Origin of the sequence: Mucilaginibacter straminoryzae (genome assembly GCF_022953055.1) — a bacterium.
GTDB classification, from domain to species: Bacteria; Bacteroidota; Bacteroidia; order Sphingobacteriales; family Sphingobacteriaceae; genus Mucilaginibacter; species Mucilaginibacter straminoryzae.
Genome location: NZ_JALJEJ010000013.1, coordinates 1 through 26,620, shown reverse-complemented (window position 1 = coordinate 26,620; position 26,620 = coordinate 1). Strand labels below are relative to the sequence as shown.

20 protein-coding genes are annotated in these 26,620 nt (G+C 44.1%); 8 read left to right on the top strand and 12 right to left on the bottom strand.

Annotation, left to right across the window (positions count from 1 at the left end; translation table 11 throughout):
* Nucleotides 1-5 precede the first annotated feature (5 nt).
* From MUY27_RS19060 to MUY27_RS19050, 3 genes are all read right to left on the bottom strand, one after another.
* Nucleotides 6-2,168, bottom strand: a complete 2,163-nt coding sequence (locus MUY27_RS19060) for a GumC family protein (RefSeq protein ID WP_245132789.1) — start codon at nucleotides 2,166-2,168, stop codon at nucleotides 6-8.
* Nucleotides 2,168-2,914, bottom strand: coding sequence for a TolC family protein (locus tag MUY27_RS19055; RefSeq protein WP_245132787.1), 747 nt, complete (start codon nucleotides 2,912-2,914; stop codon nucleotides 2,168-2,170). The genes MUY27_RS19060 and MUY27_RS19055 overlap by 1 nt, the downstream gene beginning before the upstream one ends.
* 161 nt (nucleotides 2,915-3,075) lie before the next feature.
* Nucleotides 3,076-5,025: a polysaccharide biosynthesis protein gene (locus MUY27_RS19050; RefSeq protein ID WP_245132785.1), complete on the bottom strand. Its 1,950-nt coding sequence runs from the start codon at nucleotides 5,023-5,025 to the stop codon at nucleotides 3,076-3,078.
* Between the two features lie 440 nt (nucleotides 5,026-5,465).
* Here MUY27_RS19050 and pxpB point away from each other — a divergent pair, with 440 nt between their 5' ends.
* Genes pxpB through MUY27_RS19025 form a run of 5 tightly spaced genes read left to right on the top strand, consistent with a single transcriptional unit; the run spans nucleotide 5,466 to nucleotide 11,690 of the window.
* Nucleotides 5,466-6,203, top strand: a complete 738-nt coding sequence (gene pxpB, locus MUY27_RS19045; RefSeq protein ID WP_245132783.1) for a 5-oxoprolinase subunit PxpB — start codon at nucleotides 5,466-5,468, stop codon at nucleotides 6,201-6,203.
* Complete coding sequence (locus MUY27_RS19040) at nucleotides 6,184-7,173, top strand: 5-oxoprolinase subunit C family protein (RefSeq protein ID WP_245132781.1); 990 nt, start codon at nucleotides 6,184-6,186, stop codon at nucleotides 7,171-7,173. Before pxpB ends, MUY27_RS19040 begins: the two co-directional genes overlap by 20 nt.
* A 1-nt stretch (nucleotide 7,174) precedes the next feature.
* Nucleotides 7,175-7,936 carry a LamB/YcsF family protein gene (locus MUY27_RS19035; protein WP_245132780.1) on the top strand — a complete coding sequence of 254 codons (762 nt, stop codon included), beginning with the start codon at nucleotides 7,175-7,177 and terminating at the stop codon, nucleotides 7,934-7,936.
* Nucleotides 7,933-9,105 carry an NRAMP family divalent metal transporter gene (locus tag MUY27_RS19030; protein ID WP_245132778.1) on the top strand — a complete coding sequence of 391 codons (1,173 nt, stop codon included), beginning with the start codon at nucleotides 7,933-7,935 and terminating at the stop codon, nucleotides 9,103-9,105. Before MUY27_RS19035 ends, MUY27_RS19030 begins: the two co-directional genes overlap by 4 nt.
* Nucleotides 9,106-9,116: 11 nt before the next feature.
* Nucleotides 9,117-11,690 carry a M1 family metallopeptidase gene (locus MUY27_RS19025; protein WP_245132777.1) on the top strand — a complete coding sequence of 858 codons (2,574 nt, stop codon included), beginning with the start codon at nucleotides 9,117-9,119 and terminating at the stop codon, nucleotides 11,688-11,690.
* A 93-nt stretch (nucleotides 11,691-11,783) separates the two neighbouring features.
* Here the strand turns inward: MUY27_RS19025 and MUY27_RS19020 are convergent, their stop codons facing one another.
* A complete protein-coding gene (locus MUY27_RS19020) occupies nucleotides 11,784-12,314 on the bottom strand; it encodes an OmpA family protein (RefSeq protein WP_245132775.1) in 531 nt (176 codons plus the stop codon).
* A 209-nt stretch (nucleotides 12,315-12,523) separates the two neighbouring features.
* Between MUY27_RS19020 and MUY27_RS19015 the strand changes: the two genes are divergently transcribed.
* Nucleotides 12,524-13,345 carry a DnaJ domain-containing protein gene (locus MUY27_RS19015; RefSeq protein ID WP_245132774.1) on the top strand — a complete coding sequence of 274 codons (822 nt, stop codon included), beginning with the start codon at nucleotides 12,524-12,526 and terminating at the stop codon, nucleotides 13,343-13,345.
* 6 nt (nucleotides 13,346-13,351) lie between these two features.
* Here the strand turns inward: MUY27_RS19015 and ppk1 are convergent, their stop codons facing one another.
* The 8 genes from ppk1 to MUY27_RS18975 form a co-directional block, all read right to left on the bottom strand.
* Complete coding sequence (gene ppk1, locus MUY27_RS19010) at nucleotides 13,352-15,388, bottom strand: polyphosphate kinase 1 (protein WP_245132772.1); 2,037 nt, start codon at nucleotides 15,386-15,388, stop codon at nucleotides 13,352-13,354.
* A gap of 11 nt (nucleotides 15,389-15,399) precedes the next feature.
* A complete protein-coding gene (locus MUY27_RS19005; protein ID WP_245132770.1) occupies nucleotides 15,400-16,656 on the bottom strand; it encodes a Pycsar system effector family protein in 1,257 nt (418 codons plus the stop codon).
* Nucleotides 16,657-16,688: 32 nt separating this feature from the next.
* Entirely contained in the window at nucleotides 16,689-19,199 is a 2,511-nt protein-coding gene (locus MUY27_RS19000) for an outer membrane protein assembly factor (protein WP_245132767.1), read from the bottom strand.
* 233 nt (nucleotides 19,200-19,432) lie between these two features.
* On the bottom strand, nucleotides 19,433-19,570 hold the full coding sequence (locus MUY27_RS18995; protein ID WP_245132765.1) for a hypothetical protein: 138 nt from the start codon (nucleotides 19,568-19,570) through the stop codon (nucleotides 19,433-19,435).
* A 122-nt stretch (nucleotides 19,571-19,692) separates the two neighbouring features.
* Nucleotides 19,693-21,156, bottom strand: a complete 1,464-nt coding sequence (locus MUY27_RS18990; protein ID WP_245132763.1) for a hypothetical protein — start codon at nucleotides 21,154-21,156, stop codon at nucleotides 19,693-19,695.
* 65 nt (nucleotides 21,157-21,221) lie between these two features.
* Nucleotides 21,222-23,996 carry a TonB-dependent receptor gene (locus MUY27_RS18985; RefSeq protein WP_245132761.1) on the bottom strand — a complete coding sequence of 925 codons (2,775 nt, stop codon included), beginning with the start codon at nucleotides 23,994-23,996 and terminating at the stop codon, nucleotides 21,222-21,224.
* Nucleotides 23,997-24,130: 134 nt separating this feature from the next.
* The gene (locus tag MUY27_RS18980) at nucleotides 24,131-24,616 is read right to left on the bottom strand and encodes a MarR family winged helix-turn-helix transcriptional regulator (protein ID WP_245132758.1); all 486 of its coding nucleotides are present in this window, start codon (nucleotides 24,614-24,616) and stop codon (nucleotides 24,131-24,133) included.
* Nucleotides 24,617-24,701: 85 nt separating this feature from the next.
* A complete protein-coding gene (locus MUY27_RS18975) occupies nucleotides 24,702-25,058 on the bottom strand; it encodes a hypothetical protein (protein ID WP_245132756.1) in 357 nt (118 codons plus the stop codon).
* Between the two features lie 235 nt (nucleotides 25,059-25,293).
* Here MUY27_RS18975 and MUY27_RS18970 point away from each other — a divergent pair, with 235 nt between their 5' ends.
* Nucleotides 25,294-26,142, top strand: a complete 849-nt coding sequence (locus MUY27_RS18970) for a metallophosphoesterase family protein (protein ID WP_245132754.1) — start codon at nucleotides 25,294-25,296, stop codon at nucleotides 26,140-26,142.
* A 105-nt stretch (nucleotides 26,143-26,247) separates the two neighbouring features.
* Nucleotides 26,248-26,484, top strand: a complete 237-nt coding sequence (locus MUY27_RS18965) for a hypothetical protein (RefSeq protein WP_245132752.1) — start codon at nucleotides 26,248-26,250, stop codon at nucleotides 26,482-26,484.
* Nucleotides 26,485-26,620: the final 136 nt, after the last annotated feature.

Below are 26,620 nucleotides of genomic sequence, written 5' to 3'. Positions count from 1 at the left end.
TCCTGTTAACCCTTAGCCGCATTAGCCAAATGTTCTTTAGCAACCATATCCACAATCCATCCCATAAACTTATCGCCAAAAGACCGTAGGTATTCTACATTCACCTGCTGATGCGCTTCAAAGGTTTGCCCGGCTTCGTACACCGTTAAGATCTTCTCAGCAAAAAGCGTCCACTCCTTTGATTTATTCAGCTGATCTAAAGCCGGCGCTTCAATCAGAATCAGATCAAATAAGTTCCTTAGTTCTTCTAATTTTTGTTTAATCAATTCTTCCGGCGCCAGTTCTAACAAAGAGCCTGTTACGGCCTTATTGCCTACATAAGTTATTTGCGAAGCGGTATGAAAGTCGCCAGCATTTTTTACTCCGCTTAAAAGATCTTCTAAAAACAAGGTCGGCTTTACCAATTCTGTAATTCCCGGATTAACAAAATTGCCATCGATCACGAGCACCTTTTTACCCACACCGGCATGAGCATAGGCCAGGTTCAGGGTTAAGTACGTTTTCCCCTCACCTTTTTTCATACTATTGACCAGCAATATCTTGCTGCCCTTTAACTCGTTATCTACTTCAAAACGGATAGATTGCATCAGGTCTTTAAACAGTCTTACCTCGCCTTCCACCTCACGCGTATGCCATACCCGGTTCAGATCAATCGTTGCGCTTTGCAGTGTATTCAAATACCCGATAACGGAAACCCGCGTTTTATTTGCCAACTCGCGCGGTGTTTTAATGGTACGGTCTAACAGGAAGAGTACAAAGAACACCGCCAGGCAGAATACAAATGCGATAATACCGCTTAAGATGACCAGCAGCATCTTTTTGGACGGCTGCGCCAGGCCAGGCATAGCTATCTGAACTAATTTCAGGTGTGCTGTAAAATTCGTCTCAAGGCTGGTCTGGTTATATTTCTGCAGTATTTCCAGGTATTCCTGGTTAGCAACAGTGATGGCATTTTCATCCGCCTGAACAACAGCCTCATGAGGAACCAACGCACGTAGACGGGTATTCAATGAAACTAATTGATTTTGCAGGCTTGAAATACTGCTTTTAGACAGATCGTACTGCACCTGAAGGGTAAGCTTCTGCTGAATAAGGTTCTGTTTATTTGCCAGCGGGCTGATAATGTATTTATCAGACGACTGATTGATCCGCGTAGTGAGCAAATGTTTAAGCGAATCCATTTTAGGCCGGTATGATTCGTTAAAGCCACTTTGGACATACTTATCATTCAGTTCATCCAGTTGACTACGCGTATTAATAATATCCTGGTTTACTTTAACCATCGCGCTTTCGATATAACGACGGTCAGACGGGTTAAACTGATTATCGATATTGCGTATGGCAGCGTCGTAAGAAATAGAATTCTTCTTTGCCTCTTCCAACCGGGTTTCTACATCAGTAATCTCACCATATAAAGCCCTTGCTTGCTCATTCAGGTTAAAAACATGGTTTTGTATCTTATACTGCTTTAGCTCTTGCATGCGCTTGGCCATCGAGTCTTGCTTGGCCTTTAACAGGTCTGACAAAAAGTTCACCGCCTTGCGCTGGTTTTCCTTCAGTAAAAAATTATAGTAATCTATCAGCTCTTTAGCCAGTGTATTACAGGAAGTAGCTGTCAGTTGGGGATTGTCCGAATTAAATTCGATGATAATAAAATCACTGTTCTCGCTGCGATAAGTTACCAGGGTTCTTAAAAGCGATTGGTCGTCATACCGCATAGATACCAATAAGCGGTATAACCCCAACTGGTCGTGGTCAAACAATGAAAGCGCCTGACGTTTGCTATAGAGATCCTTGTAAACGTCCAAAGCATGTTTGCGTGCCGATGCGCCCAGACTTTGCAACAGCTTACTCGGCGTACGATAAGGCTGTTTACTCGTCAGATCGTGGATCATCAGTTGATACGATACCTGATCAAGCAATTTCTTTGACCGAAGCAACTGCAGCAGGTTACTGAATTCCTGCGTTACTTTAGAGTCCTGCATTACGCTCTGGCTCAGGGACTGCTGCGTTTGGTCTACAATCCCGGTAGCGATCTGCGCTTGTGAGGTATAGCTGTCCGGCTGGTTACGGACAAAAAAATAGGTGACTATTACGGCAACTATTACGACAAGAATCAGGATATACTTGTGTTTAAGTATTAATTTAAAGTAATTACCAAATTCCATTACTTAACGTTTTCTATTTTATCGCCTATTAATTCTTCCAACTCTGCTTTTGCCGTTAACAAATCTGCCTCTGATAACATCCGCGACTGGTTGCGGGTAGTAAAGGTTTCTTGTGCCTTGCTGTAATTCTCGTATGTTTCTTCGCCCTTTTCAAAACGGTGCCTTACATTTTTCAGTAATTCCTCTGCGTCCTGGGCAGACTGGGTTTGAAACTTTACGTTATTTAACTTCAATACGTAATTATAGTAGCGCCGCTTCACCTCTGTTGTCAGTGTGAGCATGTATTCGCTCTGTTCGTCGTAAGCTATTTGCAACTCTCCTTTCGCTTGTTTAATTGCTTTGGGTTTTTGCAAATACCCTCCCAGGTTGAAGAAAAGGCCTGCCTGTATACCGTTAAAATAGCTATAGCTTTGTCCGTTTGTTGTACCGGTGCCTGTTCCTGTACCAGAAGAACCACCTGTTGCCGATTGTGAAACATTCACAATGGTAGCACTATGTGGCTGGTAAACGTAAGATATGGTAAGCACATCAAGATAGGAAAGCTTAGACCGGCTAACGTTGTTTTTTGCAACCTCTATGCGGGTTTGATAGGCCTTTACACGCGGATAATTAGCTTTAGCCAGTTCAATAAGCCTGTCGAGGTAAGTATCTGAAATTTGGGGTATCAGGCTTACAGAAGTTTGGGCCCGGCATAATTGAGAAACAGTTATGAAAAAACACAGGAGTAGTAGGTAACGGTACTTCATCAATAAGCTGGTAATTATCAAAATAGCTGTCGGAGGTTTAAACGTCTTAAAATTAGCTAAAACATTCCAAAACCCAAATTTAACCACGCCAACCGTTTACCTTTACGAGTAAAAAAGGAAATTTGTTCTGCTGCGGGTAAAAAATTTATCCTTTGAGATAATCAGGAGTTTACCTCTTCTTCTACGTCCAATGCTTCAAACACCGAGTTATTGCTTTTAAATTCAGGCACAATCTCCTTCATTTTCAATACCACCTTAGTACTGTTGTTGGCACCGCATAATTGGATCAGCTCGTCAACGTGTTTTACCACACTTTCAAAGTCATATTCGCGCACTTTAGCCACCATGATTTTATGGTGATGCGTAGCAATGGTATTTTCGTTGTTGTTCAACAGCTCTTCGTAAAGCTTTTCACCAGGTCTTAAACCGGTAAACTCGATGGCGATATCCTGGTTAGGAATAAAGCCCGACAACCGGATCATTTTCTTAGCCAGCTCGACTATCTTAACCGAACGGCCCATATCAAAAATGAAAATCTCGCCGCCCTTGCCCATTGATGCCGCCTCCAGCACTAATCTACAGGCCTCGGGGATGGTCATGAAATAACGGGTAATCTCCGGATGGGTAACGGTTACCGGACCACCTTTTTCAATTTGTGCCTTAAATCTTGGAATAACAGAACCGTTCGAACCCAAAACGTTACCAAAACGGGTAGTGATGAACTTCGTCGGCTCGGGATGCCTGCTTTTGTTCAGATGGCTTAAGCCATTCTGATACACAATATCATTTTTCTGAAAGGAATGATAAAGCGACTGAACATAAATTTCGGCAATGCGCTTTGAAGCTCCCATTACATTGGTTGGGTTTACCGCTTTATCGGTAGATACCATGATGAAGCTTTGCACGCCATATTGTACCGCTAAATTAGCCAGTGTTTTTGTACCTAAAACGTTGGTTCGGATTGCTTCTGCCGGATTATTCTCCATCATTGGTACGTGCTTGTAAGCAGCAGCATGATAGATATAATGGGGCTGAAATGTCTTAAACATCACTTCCATCCTATTCTTATCGCGTACATCGCCAATAAACGGATGAGAGATCTGCTCGGCACAGCATTCGTTCAGTTCAAGGGTAAGTTCGTGCAAAGGCGTTTCTGCCTGGTCAACCAGAATGATCATCTGCGGTTCAAGCGGAATAAGCTGACGCACGATCTCACTACCAATTGATCCGGCAGCACCCGTTACCACGATGCGTTTGTTCTTTATTTGGCCTGAAATAACTTCATTATGAATTTCGATAGGCTCGCGTTCCAGCAAGTCTTCGATCTTAATTTGTTGAATCTGTTTGGTGTTGATATGACCGTTAATCCAGGTAGAAACCGGCGGAAGCGTTAACACCCTGATGTTGTGCTTCAGGCAAATGTCTACAATTTTGTTTTTCCGTTCGGGGCTAAGATTATTAACAGCGATAATCAGATCATCTACCCGCTCAAGGGCAATAATGCTCTTTTCTAAATTAGCTACCGGGAAAATCTTTACCCCTTCAATAATTTTCCCTGCTTTGCGAACATCATCTTCCAGAAAGCCAATTACGGTCATATTAACGGCTACATCGTGATCAAGCGTACGTTTCGCAGCCATACCGATGTCGCCGGCACCGTATATCACCACGTGCCTTTTATCCAGGTTTAAGTTTTTGATATACAGGAAGAAATATTTAACCATCACCCGGTAGCTCACCAGCATTACAAAGCAACAAAGGCCATTAATAACAAGCACTTCGTTAGAAATAGCAGGTTTCTGACGAAACGTGGTGATAACAAGATTGGTGAAGAAAAATACCAGGTTACTTACACCGATAGATAAGATGATACGGTGAGCATCCTGAAAACTGGTATAGCGGATAATGCCAGCGTAAGTTCTGAAACCGGCAAAAACGACAATATTAATTGAAGTAAAAATCAGGATGTTTCTGCTAAAAGCTACAAAGTCTATGTTATAAATATCAAAATTGTACCGGATAAAGTAAGCAAGCCCGAGAGAGAAAATGCATATCACTAAATCAAGACAAAATATAATCCAGCGTGGAACGATATTTATAGATTGAAACATAGGAAAGAAAAAAAATGCACAAAAACTGTATTACACTTACAATATTAGTAATAATATATTAACAATTTGCTTTACTTCTAAAGTAATACATTTATCCTTGAAGCAAATTATACTATAAGATTTATAAAAACGGATCATAGGCGCAAAGCTATTGTGATAAACTTTGGCGCAATATACCTCGCTTAAACATCATGTCAAACACTATTGTTTTAAATTTTTGTTAAACATATTCTCAAAAAGAGTAATAATTCATAACTATCAGCGAGTAAATACTGAAAAGTATTCGATTATCCGCCCTTGAACATGCTTGAATTCACCAACAGCGCTGGCTTATTTTCTTATTTCTTCTAATAAAAACAGGTCTGTTAATTTGATTACGAAGCAAACTGCAAAAATATTACTGGGGTTAGCTGCTAATTTGTAACTTAAGCAGCTATAAGATGCAGCCATCCCCTAATTATCTGCGCATATATCCCTTAAGTGAAAAGGCTGTTTCGATAGCGTTCGGGCAAACCATATCTGAACAGAACCTAAGAGATATTGCTTTACTAAACAAATTAATTGAACAACAGCCGCTCCCTGGTCTACTTTCAACCGTACCGGCATACGCCACGCTCACCCTGTTTTATGAACCGGGTACGGTAAAAGCTTTACATTCCCTGAAAGGTGAAACATGTGCTGAAAAAATTAAAACTTATATAGACGGCCTGGGTGCATCTTCTAACAATGGCGTCGAAGTAAATTCCAGACGCATCACCATACCGGTGTGTTATGAGGGCGATTATGCACCAGACCTGAACTTCGTTGCGGAACATAACAACCTTAAGCCAGGCGAAGTCGTTCATTTACATTCATCCGTTACATACAAAGTTTACATGATAGGCTTTGTGCCGGGATTTGCTTATTTAGGCGGAATGGATAAACGCATTGCCACACCACGCCTGTCAAAACCAAGGACTGTGATTCCAGCGGGCTCCGTAGGGATTGCCGGTGAACAAACAGGCGTATACCCGTTAACCACGCCCGGCGGCTGGCAGTTGATCGGCCGTACACCCGTACAACTTTTCAATCCGCTTGCTGAAGCGCCTGCCTTGCTTAAAGCAGGTGATGAAGTCATATTCAAATCCATCAGTTTAACCGAGTTTAACGAATACCTGCATGAAAATCCGTATCGTTAAACCCGGACTTTTAACCACCATCCAGGACCTTGGCCGATGGGCCTATCTTGCACAGGCGGTACCTGTATCCGGCGCGATGGATACCTATTCGGCCAGGCTTGCCAATAAGTGTATAGGTAATCCGGATAACGATGCCGTAATTGAATTTACAGCCAGCGGCGCATCATTCATCGCAGAAACCGATCTACTGATTGCATACACAGGCGGTGGTGCTATACTCGAAGTGAATGAACAACAATTACCGCCGAACAGACCTCTATTTGTCCCCGTGGGAAGCAATATTACCTTTACCAACTCCCGGAATGGCTTTCGAACTTATTTAGCCATAGCCGGCGGATGGGACCTTCCATTAGTGCTTGGAAGCAGAAGTACTTATACCATAGCCGGCTTCGGGGGGCATAAGGGTAGGTCTTTACAAAAACAGGATATTTTGGAGAGCAGTCAGAACCTTACCCCGCTTGCCGAAAAAATATTTTTATCACTTAAAACAGACCATATTAATTACTCCTCCTGGCATGCAGGCGTACCCTTCCGCACACTGGATAATTATACCATACGCATAATGCCCGGCCATGAATTTGGCTGGTTTGAGGGCCAATCTATCGCAACTTTGCTGTCGACCGCATATAACATCAACAACCGGAGCAACCGGATGGGCTGCTTCCTGGACGGGATACAGATGAAAAGGCGGCATCAACAAGAGCTGCTTTCCACCGCAGTAACACCCGGAACAATACAGGTAGTTAATGATGGTAGCCTTGTATTGTTAATGGCCGATGCCCAAACTACAGGTGGTTACCCAAGGATTGCGCAGATAGCTGCGGCAGATTTACCCTTATGCGGACAACTAAAACCGGGTGATGCAATTAAATTTGAAGAGATAAGTTTTCATGACGCTGAAACACTTTATTTTGAACAGGAAAACAACATAGAAATGATAGGCCAGGCCATTGCGGCCAAATTTAGATAATATGCAAACGATTGACCTGAACTGCGATATGGGTGAAGCTTTTGGCAATTACCCTATGCCGAACGACGAGATTTTAATGGATTATATCACATCAGCTAATATAGCATGTGGATACCATGCCGGCGACCCTGACGTGATGCAGCAAACAGTGGCTATCGCCATTAAAAAAGGCGTAGCCATAGGTGCGCATCCGGGCTTGCCCGATTTGCAGGGGTTCGGCAGGCGCGAAATGAAAATCTCTGCCCGCGAAGCATACCAGATGACACTTTATCAGATTGGTGCGCTTCACGCTTTTGTTAAGGCGGCGCATGGCAAGCTATATCATGTAAAAGCACATGGCGCATTATATAACATGGCGGCCAAAGACGCTGCGTTAGCGAAGGCAATTGTTGAGGCAGTGCACGATTTCGACCCGACCCTGATCTTATACGGCCTTGCAAACAGCGCCATGATCACTGCAGCTAAACAGATAGGCCTGAAAACAGCGTCTGAAGTTTTTGCCGACCGTACCTACCAGGACGATGGCTCTTTAACACCGCGCACACAACCGAACGCCATGATCACCGATACCCCAGCATCTGTAAAGCAGGTTTTGATGATGATCCGCGAACAACAGGTGATTTCTGTAAATCAGAAAACCGTACCGCTGCAGGCAGAAACACTTTGCTTGCACGGCGATGGCGCACATGCGGTTGAATTTGCCAAAATGATCTCGGAGAAAATCAAGGCAGAGCATATCTCTATAAAAGCACCGGTTCAATGAAGAAAAAGTTCGATTGGAGCGTACTGCTTGGTGCGGCCTTCCTGATGGCTTCTTCGGCTATCGGACCGGGCTTTTTAACTCAGACAGCGGCGTTTACTGCTAAACTTGGTGCAAGTTTTGGGTTTGCCATCCTGCTTTCGATCATAATGGATGCGATTGCACAGCTGAACATCTGGCGTGTAATTGCCGTTGCGGATAAGCCAGCCCAGGATATTGCAAACGACGTCATTCCTGGAATGGGCTATTTGCTTTCTACCCTGGTTTTCCTTGGCGGACTGGCATTTAATATCGGCAATATTGCCGGTGCTGCGTTGGGGTTAAATGTGTTATTCGGTATTGATACCGCACAAGGCGCCGTCATCTGCGCGTTAATGGCAATCGGTATTTTTGTTTACCGCGAAGCGGGTAAAGCGATGGACCTGTTCGCCAAATGTATGGGTTTACTGAAAATCACGTTAGCTCTTTACATTGCCTGGATCAGCAAACCACCATTGGCAGAAGCGGTAATCCGGGCGGTTAACCCCGCGAAGTTTGATTTTGCTGCTGTACTGACCATCGTAGGGGGCACCGTAGGCGGGTACATTACCTTTGCAGGCGCACACCGGTTGTTAGAAGCCAGGCAGACCGGTCCTGAAAATCTGAAGGAAATAAACAATGGGGCAATCACGGCGATAGGTATAGCCTCCTTAATGCGTATTCTGTTGTTTATGGCAGCGTTAGGTGTAGTCGCGGCCGGATTCCATTTAGACGAAAGCAACCCCGCCGCATCTGTTTTTAAACTTGCTGCCGGAAACGTGGGCTATAAGATCTTTGGGCTTGTGATGTGGTCGGCTGGTATATCTTCGGTTGTTGGCTCTGCCTATACCTCCATATCCTTTATCAAAAGCTTTCACCCGGTAATTACACAACGTCACCGTGCAATTACCATCACTTTTATTTCAGTAGCTACCGTCATCTTCCTGATCATCGGTAAACCGGTTAAAACACTCATCGCGGTCGGTGCGATCAACGGTTGTATTCTGCCTTTATCTTTGGCAGCGATGCTTTTCGCTGCTTATAAGAAAAAAATCGTGCATAACTATCGCCAACCGGTGTGGCTCACAATATCAGGCGCTGCCGTAGTTATTATCATGACGTGGCTAAGCTATGGCGCCATACGGAGCCTTTAATTGAAATCTACATGAACAAAAAGTATATATCATACCTATTATCACTAATAACAGCGATTAGTGCAGAATCAGTGTTGGCCCAGGTTAAATCGGCATTACCGGTGGAAACGGGCGTTTCTTTGAAGCTGGCGGAATATCGGCATTCCGTCATCACCAACGTGAAATATGACCTGAATTTTTTGATCCCGGCAGACAAAACAGCGCTATTAAAAGCAAGCGAGAGCCTTACCTTCTCGATTAAATCAAATATCCAGCTATTACAAATAGACTTTAAGCAACCTGCGGAAAGAATTAGCAGCCTTTGGGTTAACGGAAAAAGAGCTGATGTGAACATGTGGAACGAGCACCTGTTGATCGACCAGCGCTTGCTGCATGTGGGCAATAACAAAATCGACATTCAGTTTCTTACCGGCGACCAAACGCTTAACCGCAACAGCGATTACCTGTACGAGTTGAACGTCCCGGATAGAGCACGCACCGTTTTCCCATGTTTTGATCAGCCAGATCTGAAAGCCATTTTTACGCTTACACTCACCGTACCCAATGAATGGAATGTACTGGCCAATGCAACGGTTAAGGACTCGTCAAAGGTTGCGGATCAAAAAACAATCCGCTTTAATCCATCAGACAAATTAAGTACCTATCTATTTTCTTTCGCTGCCGGGCAATTTAAAGCGGTAACGCAAAATGTTGGCAAAAGAAAAGCAGCATTTTTATATCGCGAAACAGATCAGAAGAAAATCAAGCTCAGTGTCGATTCTGTTTTTATAGCACACGAGCATGCGATTAATTTCCTGGAACAGTGGACGGGCATTCCGTTCCCGTTTCAAAAAATAGGCTTTGTTGCCATCCCCGATTTTCAGTTCGGCGGTATGGAACATCCGGGTGAGGTGCAGTACCAATCTTCTACCCTCTTTTTGGATGATGCGGCCACGAAAGACCGCTTTATTTCCCGCAATAACCTGATTTCGCACGAGACAGCGCACATGTGGTTTGGCGACCTGGTGACCATGCGCTGGTTCAATGATGTATGGATGAAAGAAGTGTTTGCCAACTTTATGGCAGACAAGGTGACCGAAAAAGTAATGGGGCCGGAAACTTTTGGGCTGAAATTTTTGCAAGACCACTACCCTGCTGCTTATGGTATCGATCGTACGGAAGGCGCAAATCCGATCCGCCAGCAACTGGATAACCTGAAAGACGCCGGATCGATGTATGGTAACATCATCTATCACAAAGCACCGATTATGATGCGGCAACTGGAGCTACTGATGGGAAAAGAAAAATTCAGGCAGGGTATACAGGAGTATTTGAAGAAATACGCCTACGGCAATGCCACCTGGCCTGACCTGATTGCCATTTTAAGCAAACACACTACCGCAAACCTGTACCAGTGGAACAAGGTATGGGTGAACCAACCGGGCAGGCCTGTTTTTGACTATGACGTCGATTATGCTAACGACAAGATCAGTGGGTTCACCATCAGCCAAAAGCCTGAGTATGGCGAGAAAAGATTGTGGTCGCAATTCTTCAACATCGCGCTAGTTTACCCCGGTGAGGTGAAGGAAATTACCGTAAATATGACCACTGAAAAAGCAGAACTGAAACAAGCTATTGGTTTAGCAAAGCCATTGTTCATCCTATTCAACACCAATGGAATCGGCTATGGCGTTTTCCCGGTTGATAAAAATATTTCCGGTAGTCTATATACTATAAAAAGTCCGCTTCAGCGGGCATCGCTCTACATTTCCATGTACGAGAACATGCTTTCTGAACGATACTTCAAACCCAATGATTTACTCACCTTATTTACAGAGGGTTTACAGAACGAAAAAGAAGAAACCAACCTTCGACTGCTTACCGGTTACATCAGCAATATGTACTGGACGTTTATCACCAAATCCGCACGTGAAAAACTATCCCCTGCATTAGAAAGTAAACTTTGGCAGGCAATGGAAAATCAAACAGCCACCAATAACAAGAAGATTCTCTTCAGTACCTATCAAAACGTCTATTTATCGCCACAGGCATCGGCTAACATGTACCAGATCTGGAAAACGCAGCAGGCGCCTACCGGTGTTAAATTAAACGAAGACGATTATACAGGTCTGGCACTTTCGATAGCGCTCAGGAGCGATACAGTAACCAATGTGTTGACGGAGCAAATGCAACGGATCAGCAATCCTGACAGGAAGAAACGCCTGGAGTTTCTAATGCCGGCACTCTCATCAAAAACAGCGGAGCGCGACGCCTTTTTCAACGGTTTACAGGATAAGAAAAACCGTGCTAAGGAAGCTTGGGTAACCGCCGCACTAAGCTACCTGCACCATCCGCTGCGCCAGCAAACTTCTGAAAAGTACTTACCTAAAAGCCTGGAACTGCTGGAAGAAATACAACAAACAGGAGATATATTTTTCCCGCAAAATTGGCTGAACGCCATCTGGGGTAATTACCAGGATCAATACGCAGTAGATGTAGTGAGGGATTTCCTGAAAAAACATCCGGATTATAATCCTAAGCTGAAGGCGAAGATCTTGCAGGCGGCAGATAATTCATTCAGGGCCGTAAAACTGGTAAAGGAATAATTTCGAGGGAAACCTCTTTGGACGTAACGTGACTTCTAAAAACAGCAATGCCCGCTTTAGGCGGGCATTGTTTTTTAAATGAGCTGTGGATGATTAGTTATCTAACTTGATCTCTACCCGACGGTTTTGTTCGCGGCCTTCCTCGGTAGCATTAGATACCAACGGTTTGCTTTCACCGTAACCTTTGGTGATCAGGTTATCTGCATTTACACCAGCATTAACCAAATAAGCTTTCACGGCGTTCGCACGTTCTATAGAAAGCTGCATATTGTGCTCAGCAGTACCTTCTGCTGAAGAGTGGCCGCCTAATAAAAACTTCACAGACTGGTCTTTCTTCATTTCAGCAGCAGCTTTATCTAACAATGGGTAAGAATCTGTTTTCAACACACCTGAGTTAAATTCAAACTGTATATTCTTGAAGTTATAATCTGGTTTTGCAGGCTCTGGTGCAGGAGTGGTATCTTCATGCGCAGGCTCTGCTTTAGTTTCTTTCGGAGCTTCTGTTTTCGGAGCCTCCACCGGTTCTGGCTGCGGTTTTACTACTGCCTTTTTAGACTTACAAGATTCATTAGTGATTGCAAATACTGCAAGAAAAATTGGAATTAAAAGAATTTTAGATTTCATAACAAAGTTTGTGTTGTAAACATATAACTTCAAAAAGGCCTTTATGGTATACCGAGTGTAAAATTTGCGTTATTTACGATAAACAGTGAAGAAGCCGCACCCGTAAAATCCGTGACAGAAAAATCCATAAATCTTCGCCTAAAAATTTCTCTTTAGAATTAAACTTCTCGTGAAAAAAATGCTCAAATTAAAGCTTGGTTTCTATAACGATGATGAAGGATCTGTACTATATTTTGGGAATTCCGGGAAATGCAACCCCTTCGCAAATCAAAGATGCGCACGTGACGCTTTCTAATCGGTTTAAACCAGAAACCGATCAGTATGACTACATTCTTGACCGGCACCTGAAAGAGCTGAACGAAGCATACGAAATCCTGAGCGATCCCATCAGACGCAGGCGGTACGACCGGGCTTTAAAACGCAGTCAGCAGCGCCGCATCGCGCTGTTCAAAACGCGTACGATCAACGTAGCTGTTACTTTAGCCTTAGTTGCTATTACCGCTATATTCGGCGCGTATGTATACAAGGTTCTGCGAAAGCCCGCACCTGTACAAACACCGCCCGTAATTGCCAAAGTTGAACCCGTGGTAAAGCACAACAAACCACATAAACGTAAACACAGGAAAGCTTTGGATATAGCTTCGGCTGAAAGAAAATCGACAAAGCCAACACCGGAAACAGCCGATGAGGTTAAAACCGAACAACCTCCCGCCGAGCCCGCGCAAGTACCCACTGCTAAAGCAGCCACTGTACCAGCCACGGTTGAAAAGCCTACGGCTAAAACCGATGCTCCTTTAAGATTGGTAAAACGTGTCGAGCCATTGCCGACTTCTACTTATACCACATTCTTGAAACCCAATTTAACAGGAACAGTTTACCTGCATCAACAGGCAGATTACATGTCGGCAGTAGTAACAGTGTTACCTAAAAACGCGAAGGTGAGCGTATTGGAAGAAGGGCAGAATTTCTGCAAAATAGCGTTCAATAATTACACCGGTTACGTACCCAGATGGACACTTAACGGCTTGTAGTATGCTCTACCCCTTCAGGTAGTCATAAATCGCTTTTTGAGCGCTATGCGGTACGCCAGAGGATTTTACCGGCAAGTTGTTCATGTACTGATCGATCTCTACCGCCTGCACATTATCTTTCCATTGCAGCTCGAAAAGCGTTATCATCTCGGCTTTAATTTGCTCGTCATAAACAGGGAAACAAACCTCAATGCGGTGATAAATATTCCGGTTCATCCAGTCGGCGGAACCCATAAAAACTTCCGGGTTGCCGTTGTTATTGAAGATAAAAATCCGTCCGTGTTCCAGATAGCGGTCCACAATGCGAAGGATGGTAATGTTCTCGCTTATCCCCTTAACACCCGGCACCAGGCAGCAAATAGAACGGACGATCAGACTAATCTTTACCCCGGCTTGCGAGGCCTCGTATAATTTACTAATCAATACCTTCTCTTCCAGGTTGTTCAGCTTTATCTGGATAGCTGCGGGCAGACCTTGTTTTGCGTTTTCGATTTCCCGATCTATCAATTGCAGAAAACGCTGCTGCAGGTTAAACTGGGCCACCAGTAAATGTTTAAAATTGATCAGATCCGGCGAGGATACTTTTTCTCTTCGCGCTAAAAAGATAAACAACAATTCAGCCTCTCGCAACAACTGATGATTAGCGGTAAGCAGGATATGATCGGTATAGAAACGCGCCGTACCTTCGTTCAAATTGCCTGTCGCCAGCAAGCCGGTGTACACCGTCCGCTTGTTTTTCCCGGATTTTACCAGGGCAACCTTCGCATGCACTTTAAGCGCCGTGATACTATAAATGATCTTTACCCCGGCTTCTTTCATTTTCTTGGCCCACTTCAGGTTGTTGGCTTCGTCGAAGCGTGCCTTTAGTTCTACCACTACCTGTACCTGTTTACCGTTACGGGCGGCAGTCATCAGGGCATTGACGATCCTGGAATCGCTGGCTACACGGTACAGCGTTACGTAGATTTCTTCCACGTCCGGGTCTGCCGCAGCTTCATTAAAATAACGCAGTATGGTATGGTAGGATTGATACGGCGGATGAACGATGATATCCCCTTTAAGGATCAACTCCTGCAAACTGACATCGCTTTGCTCTGTTACATTTCGCGCCGGCCAGGGCTGATAGGACAATACTGCATTTTTGAGCGGGAACGCAGACAGGTCTTTCAGGTTATGGTAACGCCCACCTTCTACTGCATTAGCCGTTTGCAGGTTCAGTAGCACCTTTAACTTCTCCAATATCCGTAGCGGCATCCCTTGTTCATATAGAAAGCGTGTAGCAAAACCAGAATCGCGCTTTCCAAGTTGTTGCTCTATTTGTTCAGACAAATCGCCCGAATACTCATCCTTTAAATCCAATTCCGCATCGCGGGTAACTTTAAAACTGAAACAGTTAACGATGTTAAAGCCACGGAACAGTTTATCCAGATTATAGCGGATAATGTCATCTAAAAAGCAAATGTATTGCTCATCTTCAACCGTTATCGGGTAGAAACGCGGTAGATCTTCAGACGGGATGTTAAGCAGTTGTAATTGCTCTTTCCCTTCCACGTCGGATAGCTGTACTATAAAATACAGCTTATTATTCTCGGGGAAAAAGCTGGTATCATCATTAAAAAGAACCGGGTGCAGAAACGCCAGAACTTCAGAAAGAAAGTATTGGGTTAAAGGGTCGGCCACGTGTACAGGTAACTCTTCACGATACAGCAGGTTGATCTGCTGTTGCTTCAGCTCCGGGATAATCTGCTCCCTGAGTATGCTGCCAAACCTGTTCTGTTGCTCCTGTATAATGCCCGTAGCCTGGTGAACAATTGCAGAATGCTCTTCGTAATTAAAATCATTACTGCTCTTTTTGCTGATCTTCTGCAGCGCCTTCATTACCGGCATACGCACGCGGTAAAACTCATCGAGATTGGACGAGTAGATGCCCAGGAATTTAATCCGTTCTAATACCGGTACGTTTGGGTTAGCAGCTTCTTCAAGCACACGTTTGTTAAACGCTAACCAGCTGAGGTCGCGGTCAAAAAAAGGCAGTTGTTCCATAGGATCGGCAATTATTTTTCGCCAAAAAATGCAGCGGCGATTATAAATGCCAGTACAGCAACTATAAGACCAAACATGAAGATATTGTACGCCACGCGCAATAAGCGGTACTTTTTACCCAATACAATCCCTTGCGAATAAAGGTCGCGGGTAAGGCTTCCGTACAGAAAATCACGGTCTTCCATCATGCGCGACATCCCGTAGGCGTACTCATCGAGCGGCATGCGGTAAAAATTACCAAAGAACAAAAGGTTCACTTTCTTTTCGTCGATATCGTTTCGGGTAAAGGTGCCCGGTGGCAGCGACGGCCGCGTGGCAAGAATAGCGAAGATCATAGCCAGCAGGCTAACGATCAGGATAATCGCCGTAGGAATGATCAGGTTCTCATACTCGCTCAACCTCCGTAACAACAAGCTGATAATCGCCGATAGTATAATCGAGTTAACAGTAATCAGGATATGGGCCTTGTTATCAGCCATATCGCTCAAGCGTTGGTGGTTGGTAGAACTGATCCTGAACATGGTTTCCACACCGCGTTCGGGGCGTTCTTTTTTCTTTTTAGGTTTGTCCGAATCCTTTACTTCGGGCAGTATTTGTTTTTCTTGCAATTTCTTTGATTCTTCTTGTGATTTCTTTTGTTCGGAGGCTATCTTTTCGTCTTCTTCCTTTTGCCATTTTTCAACCCGTGCCTCCAGTTCTTCCAGGTTTTTTTGTTTGCCCTGGTTCAGTAATAACTGGCAATAGTCTGTATGGTATTGGTGCGATTTCAGGAATTCTACTGAATGTTTGTTCCATTGCAGTTTGTTGTTATCCAGGTGGTGGATATCGTTAAACTCCTTCCGCATTAACTTATTCTTTTCTTCAAAAGCGTCCGTACCTAAATGGTAAAGGTCTGCATCGCACAAGATCTTTTCTAAAAGCGTAGATGGGTTTTGCGGCATCCGGGTTGAGAAAATCGCACTTTTTACCAGAACGATATCTTCTTCAGGCAGGTTTTGCTCTTTCAAAAAAGATTCCGCCAGGTTAGCTCCCGCTGTTTCGTGATCTTCCAGGGTAATAAAATAACCGGTATCATGGAACCATGCAGCCGCCAGCAAGATGAAAAAATCGTGATCGTTCAGCTGGTAATGATTGGCTATGGCGGTGGCATGTTTTACCACCTGCTCGGTATGCTTAAAGTTATGATATACTAATCTATCATCGTGATGTGTCTGAAAAAAACGCTTCACATATTCTTCAACAAGCTCTAATAATTGCTGATCGTTCATCTGTTCTCTCTTTTAAATAGTAACCTCTTCTGCTAAAACCTGAAACCTGCTGATATGTATGGATATGCGCCTTCTTTTGAAAAACCTACTACGCCCTGGATCAGTATTAACTTGGCCGGAAGAAAATACAAACCACCGCCATAGCCATCGTGCCAGGTATCGGATTGCTCATTCTGCGACCATACCCTGCCTATATCGTTAAAACCGATAACGCCCAGCGTACCTCCTACCAGGTAGCTTTCAAAATCAAGCAGTTTTAAGCGCACTTCAAGGTTATTAAACACCATCCCTTTTCCGGTAAAACGATAGTTATAATACCCTCTCAGGTTCTGGCTTCCGCCCAGCTTCAGTTGCTGGTAGTAAGTGGCATTACCAACGGTATACCCCGCACCGGTACGGTCTGCAATTACAAAGGCAGAATCGCGCGTTGGGGAAACATAAAAGCTAAACTCAGACAGCCACTGCCCGTAGGTTTTGTTCCCTTGATTTAAGCCATGCATACCGGTTAAACTGTTCTTCCAGTAAACACCTTTATACGGTAATAAGCTTTCGTTATTGCGGCTATCGTAACTGAAGCCACCAACTAAGCCGGCAAAAACCTGCGTACTGAACACCTGTTCGGCAGGATGCTGCTGGTCATAAACCTTCAGATATTTGTTTTGATTGCCGTCGGCATCACCATTGTAATATTGGGCACGCAACCCACCGTTAACTGTCCACCTGTTGGCGCTGTACCTGGCCTGAACGTCAGCATCAATGTAATTATAAACATTACGGTAATAGGCAATAGGCCTTTTACCTTCTCTAACGAAAACCGAGTTGTTACCCGTACCAAAGAAATTGCTCACGTAGTTAGGACCCTTAGAAAGCACATTCACTAACAGGTCGCTTTTACCCAGGCTATGACGGAACTCGCCCCGATAATTCAGCAATAGTGAATTGGTACCGAAGCCATAGTTCACCAGCAAACTTTGCCTGAACTTATATGGGTCTTTCCGGAAGCCTTGTTTTTGATAGATAAAATCGCCGATGAGCTCAAAACCATAATCCCTGCTGATATTTGCCAGGAAAAGCGGCTGCAGGAAATCATATTTAAACTCTTCCGGACCTTTATTGACAATGGTATCCGTGCTGGTCTTTATCCGCGCAGCTGATCTAGATGGCAATTGATTGGCTTCCTTCGCGTCATCGTATATCATGATCCGGTGCCTGCTGTCCACATTACTATCGACAACAAACTGATCATCTCCTTCCCCACCAATCATGCGCACTCTCAGCGGAATTTCACCACCCGAGATGTGAAATACATCTTTACCGCCAAAACCAAAAAGCCTCACTTCCTTGGTTACATCCGGGTCGAAAGTGCGCTTATACATTTCATGCCCCTCTGTTCCGTCCTTCTTAATTTTGTAAACGGTCACTTTCGCTTTGCCATCGTCGGTGCGTTCAACGTTGATCTGTTCCTGCTTATCGCTACCGGTGATCGTAACCACCTTAGAAATAAAACGATAGTATCTAATTGCTTGCTCTGTCAGGTTATTGCGCCGGGCGATCAGCTTGCTTAGCAGCTCATCTCCCCCCTGCTTATAAATCTCGGGCGGCATCTTTTTCAACGCATCCCGCAAAAGCTGGTCCGACAGCGTTTGCTGCACATAGGCAATTTCTTCCCGCCAGTCCTTTTCACTCAGATCTGTCAGGAAAATACGGTCGAAATTACGTGCGTTCAGGTTCCAGCGGTTTACAGAACGGATACGGTTACCATAGTGCTGCAGCTTAGCCAGGAATAAATGCCGCGATACAAACCACGGTAACACGCCGGATGTACTATAGAAAACCTGGTCACGGTCGCGCGGTACGGGCTTGTATAAGATACCTTCGCCATGCTCTTTATCAACACGCTCCCAACGCCACTGGTCGTTATGACGATCCCAGTCGCCTAAAATAAAATCCAGCAGACGAGCACGTAAAACCGTCTTTTGGTCTACTTCGTTATCGTTATCGCTTTTAAGTTTCTTTTGGGTCTTGTCGCTATTATCTGTTTTGTCAACATCCAGCGGTTCGCGTTCTTCAAATAAAAAGACCTGGTTGGCAAAATCCTTTTGGTATTTCCCTAAGGCCGGATCATCCGGAATATAAACAATCTCTGGGTGGGCATGCGGAATGTTAAGCGCCTGCGCCAGTGGCGGCACCACAAGGAATGAATACGGATGTGCAGCTGAGATCTGATCCTGAACTACATCCTTCACCCAGGTTTTACGCAGGTCTTCCGGCAGGATCTTTTCCGGGTACTTTTGTATCGTACGTAAAACCCATTCATGCCCGGATGGATCTTTTAACCTCAACGATTTTGTTTGCATACCGCCCCCACGTTCTTCTATTTGCAAACCGCCACGCTCTTGATTGAGATGAAAGACGCGCATTTTTACGGGCGTGGCCCATATATCTCGATAATTTTCGCCAAAGAAAATACGGTGTGCGCCGCTAACCTTATCATAATCTGGTTCTATGGCTACCTTGATGCTATCTGCCTTACCCTGAGCCATCAATACTTTGGGAGAAAGCAAAACAGGACTCACGGCTAAAAGCCTAACAAGAGCAGATCGCGTAAAAAAAGTCATAAGTGTATCGTATCAGTCAAAAATAAATTTTTAACCGCAGCTTTGCTAATCCTATCTAAACCCTGCTACACTAATTTTTAGCTGCAAGTAAGGATCACAATTATCACTTAAAAAAGTTCCGAACCTTATTTACTGAAATCTGCACGCTGTTAATTTGGCTACAATTTCTTTTTAGCGGCATTTGCTTTAACCGTATTTTGCTCTGCCTGCTTCACCTCGTCTTTTTCACTTAACGGATGTTCGGTTTGTAAACTCTTCTGCTTCTTCTTATCGTCACTCACTTTTGTTGTTTTCATAACCGTTTTTCTATACCAACAACCAGAAGTGGTATAAGTTCAAGGAATTCTAAAGAAAAACGAAATCAACAAAAAAGGGCAGCCATAATGGCTGCCCTAAAAGCGCTCATAGGTAATTAAAATTATTTTACCGAACCAGGTGTAGTGTATGGCAGGTTCTGAGGGTCAAAAGAAGCCCAGCCAGAAGCCCAGTTAGTAGTACCGAAAGCGCCTTTGTAAGCAACTTTCTCAAAGAAGTTATCGTTGAACTTACCTGTGAAGGCAGCGCCTGAAGCAGCAACTGAACCTGTTTTTACAGTAAAGTCTGGTGTACCAGACAGGGCGTTACCTGAAGCTTTGAAATCCAGACCATATTTTAACGCATCAGTTAACACATCTGCAACGCTTTTTGAAGCATCAAAAGTGTTAGCAGCGCGGATGGCAGTTTCGAACAGGGCTTTGTTCTGACCTTTAACTTCGTTGCTTTTCACGTTACATCCGTAAACGATATTGTTAGCAAATACTAAACGGCCAGCCAGGTAGTTTGCAGAAGTTGCGCCAGCGGTTGCAACGGTACCGTCGTCGATATAAACACCTTCTGTATAGTTAGTTAATACAGAGTTGGTAATGCTGATTGCCGAGTTACGGCGGATCTGAGCAGCATGCTGGAAGTTAGCGTTGATGTTGCTGGTATTGTTACCGCTTAAGTTAGCAGGCAACATCGGGCCAACAATGGTCATATTAGAAAACAACGCTGAAGTTTGAGGCGTGTTGTTTGAACCTGAAGCGTCGTTATCAGACTCGAAACCATTTGAGCCAGAGAAGTCAGCAACAACTTGTGCACGTTGTGCTAAACCAAATTGTACTTTACCAGAAAAACCAAAGTCTGTATCAAAGTCATCATCAACTGCGCCGATAGATAGTAAGTGTTTCGCATTTACGGTACCACCAAACCACTCATAAGAGTCGTCGCCAGAACGGTAAACTTCCACATAATCGATAGTAGTACCAGAACCAACACCGCCCATAGTTAAGCCGTTGATTTCGTTATCTGGTGAAAAAGGAATACCGGCATACTCGATACGTACATACTTAAGCGTACCAGAGTTATCTGCTGCGTCTGTACCACCATACTGGATGTATTTAGCGGCATCGCCACCGTTAGTTGGGGTTAAACCACCTTCTATAGTAGCAGTACCACCGGTTGGGTTGATAGGCGCTTTACCTAAAATGATCACACCGCCCCAGTCGCCACTTGAACGACCGCCAGCTGCTACTGCAGAAGTAAACACAATAGGTTTATCTACAGTACCTTGCGCATCAATTTTAGAACCGCGGGTAATTACCAACGTACCTTTAGTAGATTTATCACCTTTAATGATCGTACCCGGCTGGATAGTTAAGGTAGCGCCGTTGGTTACGTAAACAAAACCTTTAAGGAAATAGATCTTGTCTGCACTCCAGGTGGTGCTGGTAGAAATATCGCCGGTAACGGTAACCACGTTTCCGTTATCAACAGGTGGATCTACCGTTCCGCCATCATCATTCTTTGTACATGCAGTGAATAAAAACATCACCGACAGTAGTAAAATAGAAATCTTCTTCATGTTTGTTTTTGTTTCGTAATTAATTTGATTGTCCAACCTATTTGTTAATCTGATTTTGTTGCTTGTTAGAAATTATACCCGTATGATAGGGTGAATGTGCGCCCTGTTTTATACTGGCTTACAATGCTTCCGCGTGAGCGTAAACCGCTGTTGATATCGTACTGGGCAGTGCTGTTGATATAGTGGAACAGGGTGTTCTGGTTCAGCAGATCGCTGGCATTCAGCTTAAATTCGCCTTTACCTTTCTGTACACGCAGGCCGGCCTGGAAATCGATCACGTCCCTTGCGTTCTCATACAAACCAGGGAATTGCACACCTCTTGCGCGGAATAAACGCTCGCCTACCCTGTTGTAAAGCAGGTTAAAGCTCACTTTATTATTCGCCAGGGTTTGCAGTAAACCCGCGTTGATCACATACGGTGCCTGGCCAACCATCCGGCGTTTATTGGTACCTTCTGTCAGGATCAGGCGGTTATCCGTTACGGTAGATTTAATTACCGCCACGTTGGTGTAAAGCGTCGTATTTTTCAGGCTCTGACCGATAAAATCCAGCGTTTTACGCAGCTCGAACTCGGCGCCGAAGTTGTTCGCCTTTTCGGCATTGAAATAGATAAAATCAGGTGTAGAGTTTACGTCGTAATAACCTACTTCTATTGGGTTTTTAAAGTTCTTGTAGAATACCGATACCGACATGATCTGTCCTGCAGACGGATAGATCTCGTACCGTAAATCGAAGTTGTGGATCTGCGTACGTTTCAGGTTCACGTTACCCTGTATGGTCGCCAGCAATTCGAAGTCGTAATATCCGAACGGCGCAAGCTCCCTTAATTCAGGACGGGCAACGGTGCGCGAATAAGAGAATCGCAGGTTTTGCTTATCGTTCAGGCTGTAGGTAAAGTTTGCTGACGGCAGGAAATCAAGATTATCCAACTTGGCCGTTTTGGGCGTGCTGCCGGCAGTTTTTAGGTCCAGGTTAAACTTCTCTACACGTAAGCCCCACACAACGCGCAGTTTATCGCTCAGTTTATTATCAAGCATCGCATAACCTGCATTGGTGAAGGTATTAGCGGTGTAAGGGTCATCTGTGGTAGTGATCTCGCGAAGGTTGTAATACCCCTGGTTGATGATGCTACGGCTGAAGATCTGGCTCAATGGCAGGGTACGGATGCGGTCTGCGTTATCAGCAAAAGTGTTCAATTCCGGGCCGATGAATCGTGGCGCGAAAGAGCGGTCGCGGTAAGCAGAAGCCAAACCTGCCTTTAGCGAAGTTTTCTCGCTAAACATGTTCAACGGCAAAGTATAATCTACCTGACCGGCGTAGATATTTTCATTCAGGTCTGAAAAGAAGCGTGCGTTTTGCTTACCGACAGTGGTAATATCTGCGGTATAGACATTATTGATTAGGGCATAATTGGTTTTACGCTGGTCGGGCTGGTTGTTGGTTACATTGCTATAACTGCCGATCCAGGTCAGTTTAGAACCGTTATCCCCTATCGCATGGTCACCTTGTAGCGTAGATTTAAACAGACCTTTTTCAATCAGGTCAAATGCGGTGAAATGGTTGTCTGCGTTCTGGGTTTGCCCGTTGTAGCCCGTACGGTACAGGTACTGGTCGTCGAAACTACGGTTATAAATATTCTTCCAGGTGATTTTATTCTTACCAAAGGTGTAGGCAAAATTTGCCAAGGCACCAACATTGGTAGAGAAACGGTATTTGGTATCGTGGTAATCAAACTCGTAATAGTTGATACGCAGATCCGGGATGGTTTGCAAACTGTTGCGATAAGTTACAGCGAAGATGCCGCCTAAACGGTTACCGTTCTTCAGGTCTTTTACCCTACCTAAAGAGATCTGGTAATTCTGGTTAGGCAATGCCGAATAATTATACACTCTGAAATTAGGGTTAAGCGAACTTAAAGGCGCAATGCTCTGCTGAGGCGAGGTAAAGCTGTTAATGCGGTTGGTAGATGGAAAGTTAGAAGGTAATTTCCTGGAACCATCATCAAAGCCAAAATAGTCTGACAGGTTGCGGTACCCGCTTTTAAAATCTTTACCGGTGGTGTTGGTATTATAACCTACGCCGACATTGATGCTGGTAAAGTTCTGATCAGGGATATCACGTGTGATGATCTGCACTGCGCCACCTGCAAAATCGCCGGGAAGGTTAGGCGTAGCCGTTTTGCTGATGATGATATTATCGATCAGGTTGGCAGGAACAATATCGAACGAGAATGCTTTACGGTTTGGTTCGGTACTTGGCAAAGCGGTATTATCCAGTGAAGCCGTATTGTAACGATCGCTCAGACCACGAACCACCACAAATTTATTATCCTGTATGGTGGCGCCACTTACCCGGCGCAACACTTCAGAAGTGTTTTTATCTGGCGAACGTTTAATTGTTTCGGCAGTGATTCCATCTGTAATTGCCGCGTTGTTCTTTTGCTGTGCGTATAAAGAAGCGGTCGACTCTTTACGGTAGGTAGCCTTTACCGTTACCTCCTTCAGTGATTTTCCCTGCGTTTGCTGATCGAGGGTAATGTTAAAGTCAGTCACCTGCCCTGCTTTCACCACCACCTCACTAATAGACTTATTATCGTAACCGATGTATCTTACCAATAAAGTATAGGTACCTGGTGCGGCACTCAGCACGTAACTTCCGTTAACATTAGTAGCCGCTCCTTTTGTTGTTCCCTGTATCAGGATGGTAGCGCCGATAAGCGCTTCGCCTGTTTTGCGGTCGGTAATTTTACCGGTGATTTTTCCAGCTGTCTGACTAAAAACCTCAGAAATACTGAAACAAGTAATTAATAAAGTAAGTAAAAAAGGGATGCGTTTCTTCACAGTATTTTTTTGACCACAAAGGTATCCCAGCCCTTTTTTTTCGACGATAAATCGCGATTAACATTAAAACAAGTGTTTCTAAAGCAGCTGTTAGGTTTGGTTATGATCGATAACCATTTTTGCTAACCTGCTTGCTACACCTGTTTATTCAGGAACATGCCTGTACTGTTTTTAGGCTTCAGTGGAATGAAGGTATTCATATCTGCCAGGTTGCTGTTGATTTTTTTCATGATGCGCAGGCAGTTATACATCTCCTGCCAGGAAATATCTTTCAGCACATTTTTTTCGAAATGCTGAAACACCGTCTCCAGCCTCGACAGCACTTGCTCTGCCTTTGGCGTAAGCACGACCAGTTTACCACGCCTGTCTTTGTGATTAACCTCGCGGCGCGCATAGCCCTTGGCCTCAAGCGCGTCTATCATCACCGCCATGTTCGATTTCTCGATGTTCAATTGCTCGCACAAAAGCTTTTGCGTAGCCTTGCCGTTGTAACGGGTTAAAATAAGGATGATCTGGTAGTGGTTTTGCAAATCTGATTCTTCTAAAAGTTTATATAAATAGCTATGAAAGGACTTATAAGCCTGTGTAGCCTGCAGGCCGAATTCTTCACCAAATTCCATTTTTGTGATTTAACGATGTGGCCGTCAGGGCCGGTTTAAACAATAAGCGCTAAGGGGTATTAAAGCTGCTTGAATTGTTTAAACATCAGATCAACATGGTAGATACCAGCAGGTAAATTGGTCTCGGGTTACTTAAACGCCGGTAGTGGAATGTATGATGTGCCCTTACCTTTAAAAAGGCAGGCATGAGAAATAACAGGATTGCCCCTAAAAGTAAAACCTGCGTAACGTCTGATTTGACAACCAATGGTGGGCTACTGAGCTGCCGGGTAGAAATGAGATGCCAGCTTACATTATGTACGTGGACTTTATCCAGGTGATGGCGGTGATGCTTATGCTGCGCATGACCATGGTCATTGGAAAAAGCAGAGGACAGCGGACCGCCAACAAACAAACTGATGCTGAGCACCAAAAATAAAAGCTTGATTACCGACTTCCCCATTTTATTCAACCTCTCAAAGTTGAGTGCTTAAAACCTGATATAAAATAGCGATAACCTTATTTAACGAAAGCTTAATACCATTAAGACCTTTCATGAACACAAACTTAACACAGGTACACGCAGCGTCATTAGGCTGACTATTTTCTTAACAAAACGCTAATACACCTTTCATTCGTTTAAGCGCTTTCGCAACATACATCCTACTATTTTTGCAACACGTTCCTAATCAAACACCATGAGCAACAGAAGAAACTTTATTAAAAATACCTTAACTGCGACCGCCGGTATTACCTTGCTGCCCGCGGTAAACACCTTTGCAGCAGAATTACATCCCGATAATCGCCCGGCATCGAATCTCAAACTTCGTTTTGCTTTAGCATCTGATGGCCATTATGCCCAACCAGAAACCGATGGCGATAAGTTTTACGGCGACCTGGTAAAATGGATGAAAGAAGAACATAACAAAAGTCACCTCGATCTGATCATCATCAATGGCGACCTGGTGCATAACCGCCCGGACCTTCTTCCGGTTGTGAGGGATAAATATCTTGAAAAACTACCTGCAAAGTATTATACCCTGCCGGGTAATCATGATTTTGCTGACGCTACTATCTGGAAAAACGTTTTTGGTTACGAAGACAATTATGTTGTTGAACATGGCGACATTGGTTTTGTACTTGCTAATACAGCCAATACCCAAGGCGAATACATTTGCCCGAATGTAAGCTTCCTTAAAAACTCGCTGGAGAAATTTAAAACTAAAACTATCGTCTTCGTGATTTTACACATCCCACCGCATCGTTGGCTACCAGAAGAGCAGAATATTTTTATTGACTGCCCCGAGGTGGTGGAATTGCTCCACGCCTATCCAAATGTTAAAGCAGCCTTTCACGGGCACGACCATAGCCTGGACGGTGTGCGATATACCGGCAAATTCCCGCATTTCTTTGATTCGCACTTTGGTGGTAACTGGGGTACTGACTATAAGGGTTACCGCATTGTGGAAGTAAGCAATGATAACCAAATTACCACCTACCAGGTAAACGCCAGCCAAAACCCTCGTTTAAACATCAATAAACTGTAGATCTATTAAATTTATACAATTGCACCGGATTTTACTACCATCACTTAACACAAATATAATATATAGATAATCTATTATTCATATAACTTTGTATAAAAATACTATATGAATAAACGAGACCGTAAACTGCAGATCAAGAACATAAAGAAGACTACCCGCGAAAACATTGCAGCAACCTTAGAATCAGACCTTAAAAGAATTACGGCTGAGGTTGGCGCAAGCGGCAAAAGCCTGGAGAAAAAGATTAAAAAAGCAGCAAAGCAAGTTGCAAAAAAGCTAACCAAAGAAGTAAAGTTTGATAAAGAAGCTTTACTGAAGGTAGCAAGCAATCCAACAGCATAAAAATACGAATAATGAAGCCGTCTCATAAGTCAATTATGAGGCGGTTTTTTTATTTAAAGAGATTTTGACGGGTTTATTAGGAAAGCTGTATGGTGTCAGCTTACTTTAAGTTTTTTTGTTGGTTTGGGTGTTTTTG

What these genes read in the sequence shown, in the direction of transcription:
- MUY27_RS19060 (WP_245132789.1), bottom strand. Translation starts at nt 2,168, where the DNA reads ATGGAATTTGGTAATTACTTTAAATTAATACTTAAACACAAGTATATC.
- MUY27_RS19055 (WP_245132787.1), bottom strand. Translation starts at nt 2,914, where the DNA reads ATGAAGTACCGTTACCTACTACTCCTGTGTTTTTTCATAACTGTTTCT.
- MUY27_RS19050 (WP_245132785.1), bottom strand. Translation starts at nt 5,025, where the DNA reads ATGTTTCAATCTATAAATATCGTTCCACGCTGGATTATATTTTGTCTT.
- pxpB (WP_245132783.1), top strand. Translation starts at nt 5,466, where the DNA reads ATGCAGCCATCCCCTAATTATCTGCGCATATATCCCTTAAGTGAAAAG.
- MUY27_RS19040 (WP_245132781.1), top strand. Translation starts at nt 6,184, where the DNA reads ATGAAAATCCGTATCGTTAAACCCGGACTTTTAACCACCATCCAGGAC.
- MUY27_RS19035 (WP_245132780.1), top strand. Translation starts at nt 7,175, where the DNA reads ATGCAAACGATTGACCTGAACTGCGATATGGGTGAAGCTTTTGGCAAT.
- MUY27_RS19030 (WP_245132778.1), top strand. Translation starts at nt 7,933, where the DNA reads ATGAAGAAAAAGTTCGATTGGAGCGTACTGCTTGGTGCGGCCTTCCTG.
- MUY27_RS19025 (WP_245132777.1), top strand. Translation starts at nt 9,117, where the DNA reads ATGAACAAAAAGTATATATCATACCTATTATCACTAATAACAGCGATT.
- MUY27_RS19020 (WP_245132775.1), bottom strand. Translation starts at nt 12,314, where the DNA reads ATGAAATCTAAAATTCTTTTAATTCCAATTTTTCTTGCAGTATTTGCA.
- MUY27_RS19015 (WP_245132774.1), top strand. Translation starts at nt 12,524, where the DNA reads ATGATGAAGGATCTGTACTATATTTTGGGAATTCCGGGAAATGCAACC.
- ppk1 (WP_245132772.1), bottom strand. Translation starts at nt 15,388, where the DNA reads ATGGAACAACTGCCTTTTTTTGACCGCGACCTCAGCTGGTTAGCGTTT.
- MUY27_RS19005 (WP_245132770.1), bottom strand. Translation starts at nt 16,656, where the DNA reads ATGAACGATCAGCAATTATTAGAGCTTGTTGAAGAATATGTGAAGCGT.
- MUY27_RS19000 (WP_245132767.1), bottom strand. Translation starts at nt 19,199, where the DNA reads ATGGCTCAGGGTAAGGCAGATAGCATCAAGGTAGCCATAGAACCAGAT.
- MUY27_RS18995 (WP_245132765.1), bottom strand. Translation starts at nt 19,570, where the DNA reads ATGAAAACAACAAAAGTGAGTGACGATAAGAAGAAGCAGAAGAGTTTA.
- MUY27_RS18990 (WP_245132763.1), bottom strand. Translation starts at nt 21,156, where the DNA reads ATGAAGAAGATTTCTATTTTACTACTGTCGGTGATGTTTTTATTCACT.
- MUY27_RS18980 (WP_245132758.1), bottom strand. Translation starts at nt 24,616, where the DNA reads ATGGAATTTGGTGAAGAATTCGGCCTGCAGGCTACACAGGCTTATAAG.
- MUY27_RS18975 (WP_245132756.1), bottom strand. Translation starts at nt 25,058, where the DNA reads ATGGGGAAGTCGGTAATCAAGCTTTTATTTTTGGTGCTCAGCATCAGT.
- MUY27_RS18970 (WP_245132754.1), top strand. Translation starts at nt 25,294, where the DNA reads ATGAGCAACAGAAGAAACTTTATTAAAAATACCTTAACTGCGACCGCC.
- MUY27_RS18965 (WP_245132752.1), top strand. Translation starts at nt 26,248, where the DNA reads ATGAATAAACGAGACCGTAAACTGCAGATCAAGAACATAAAGAAGACT.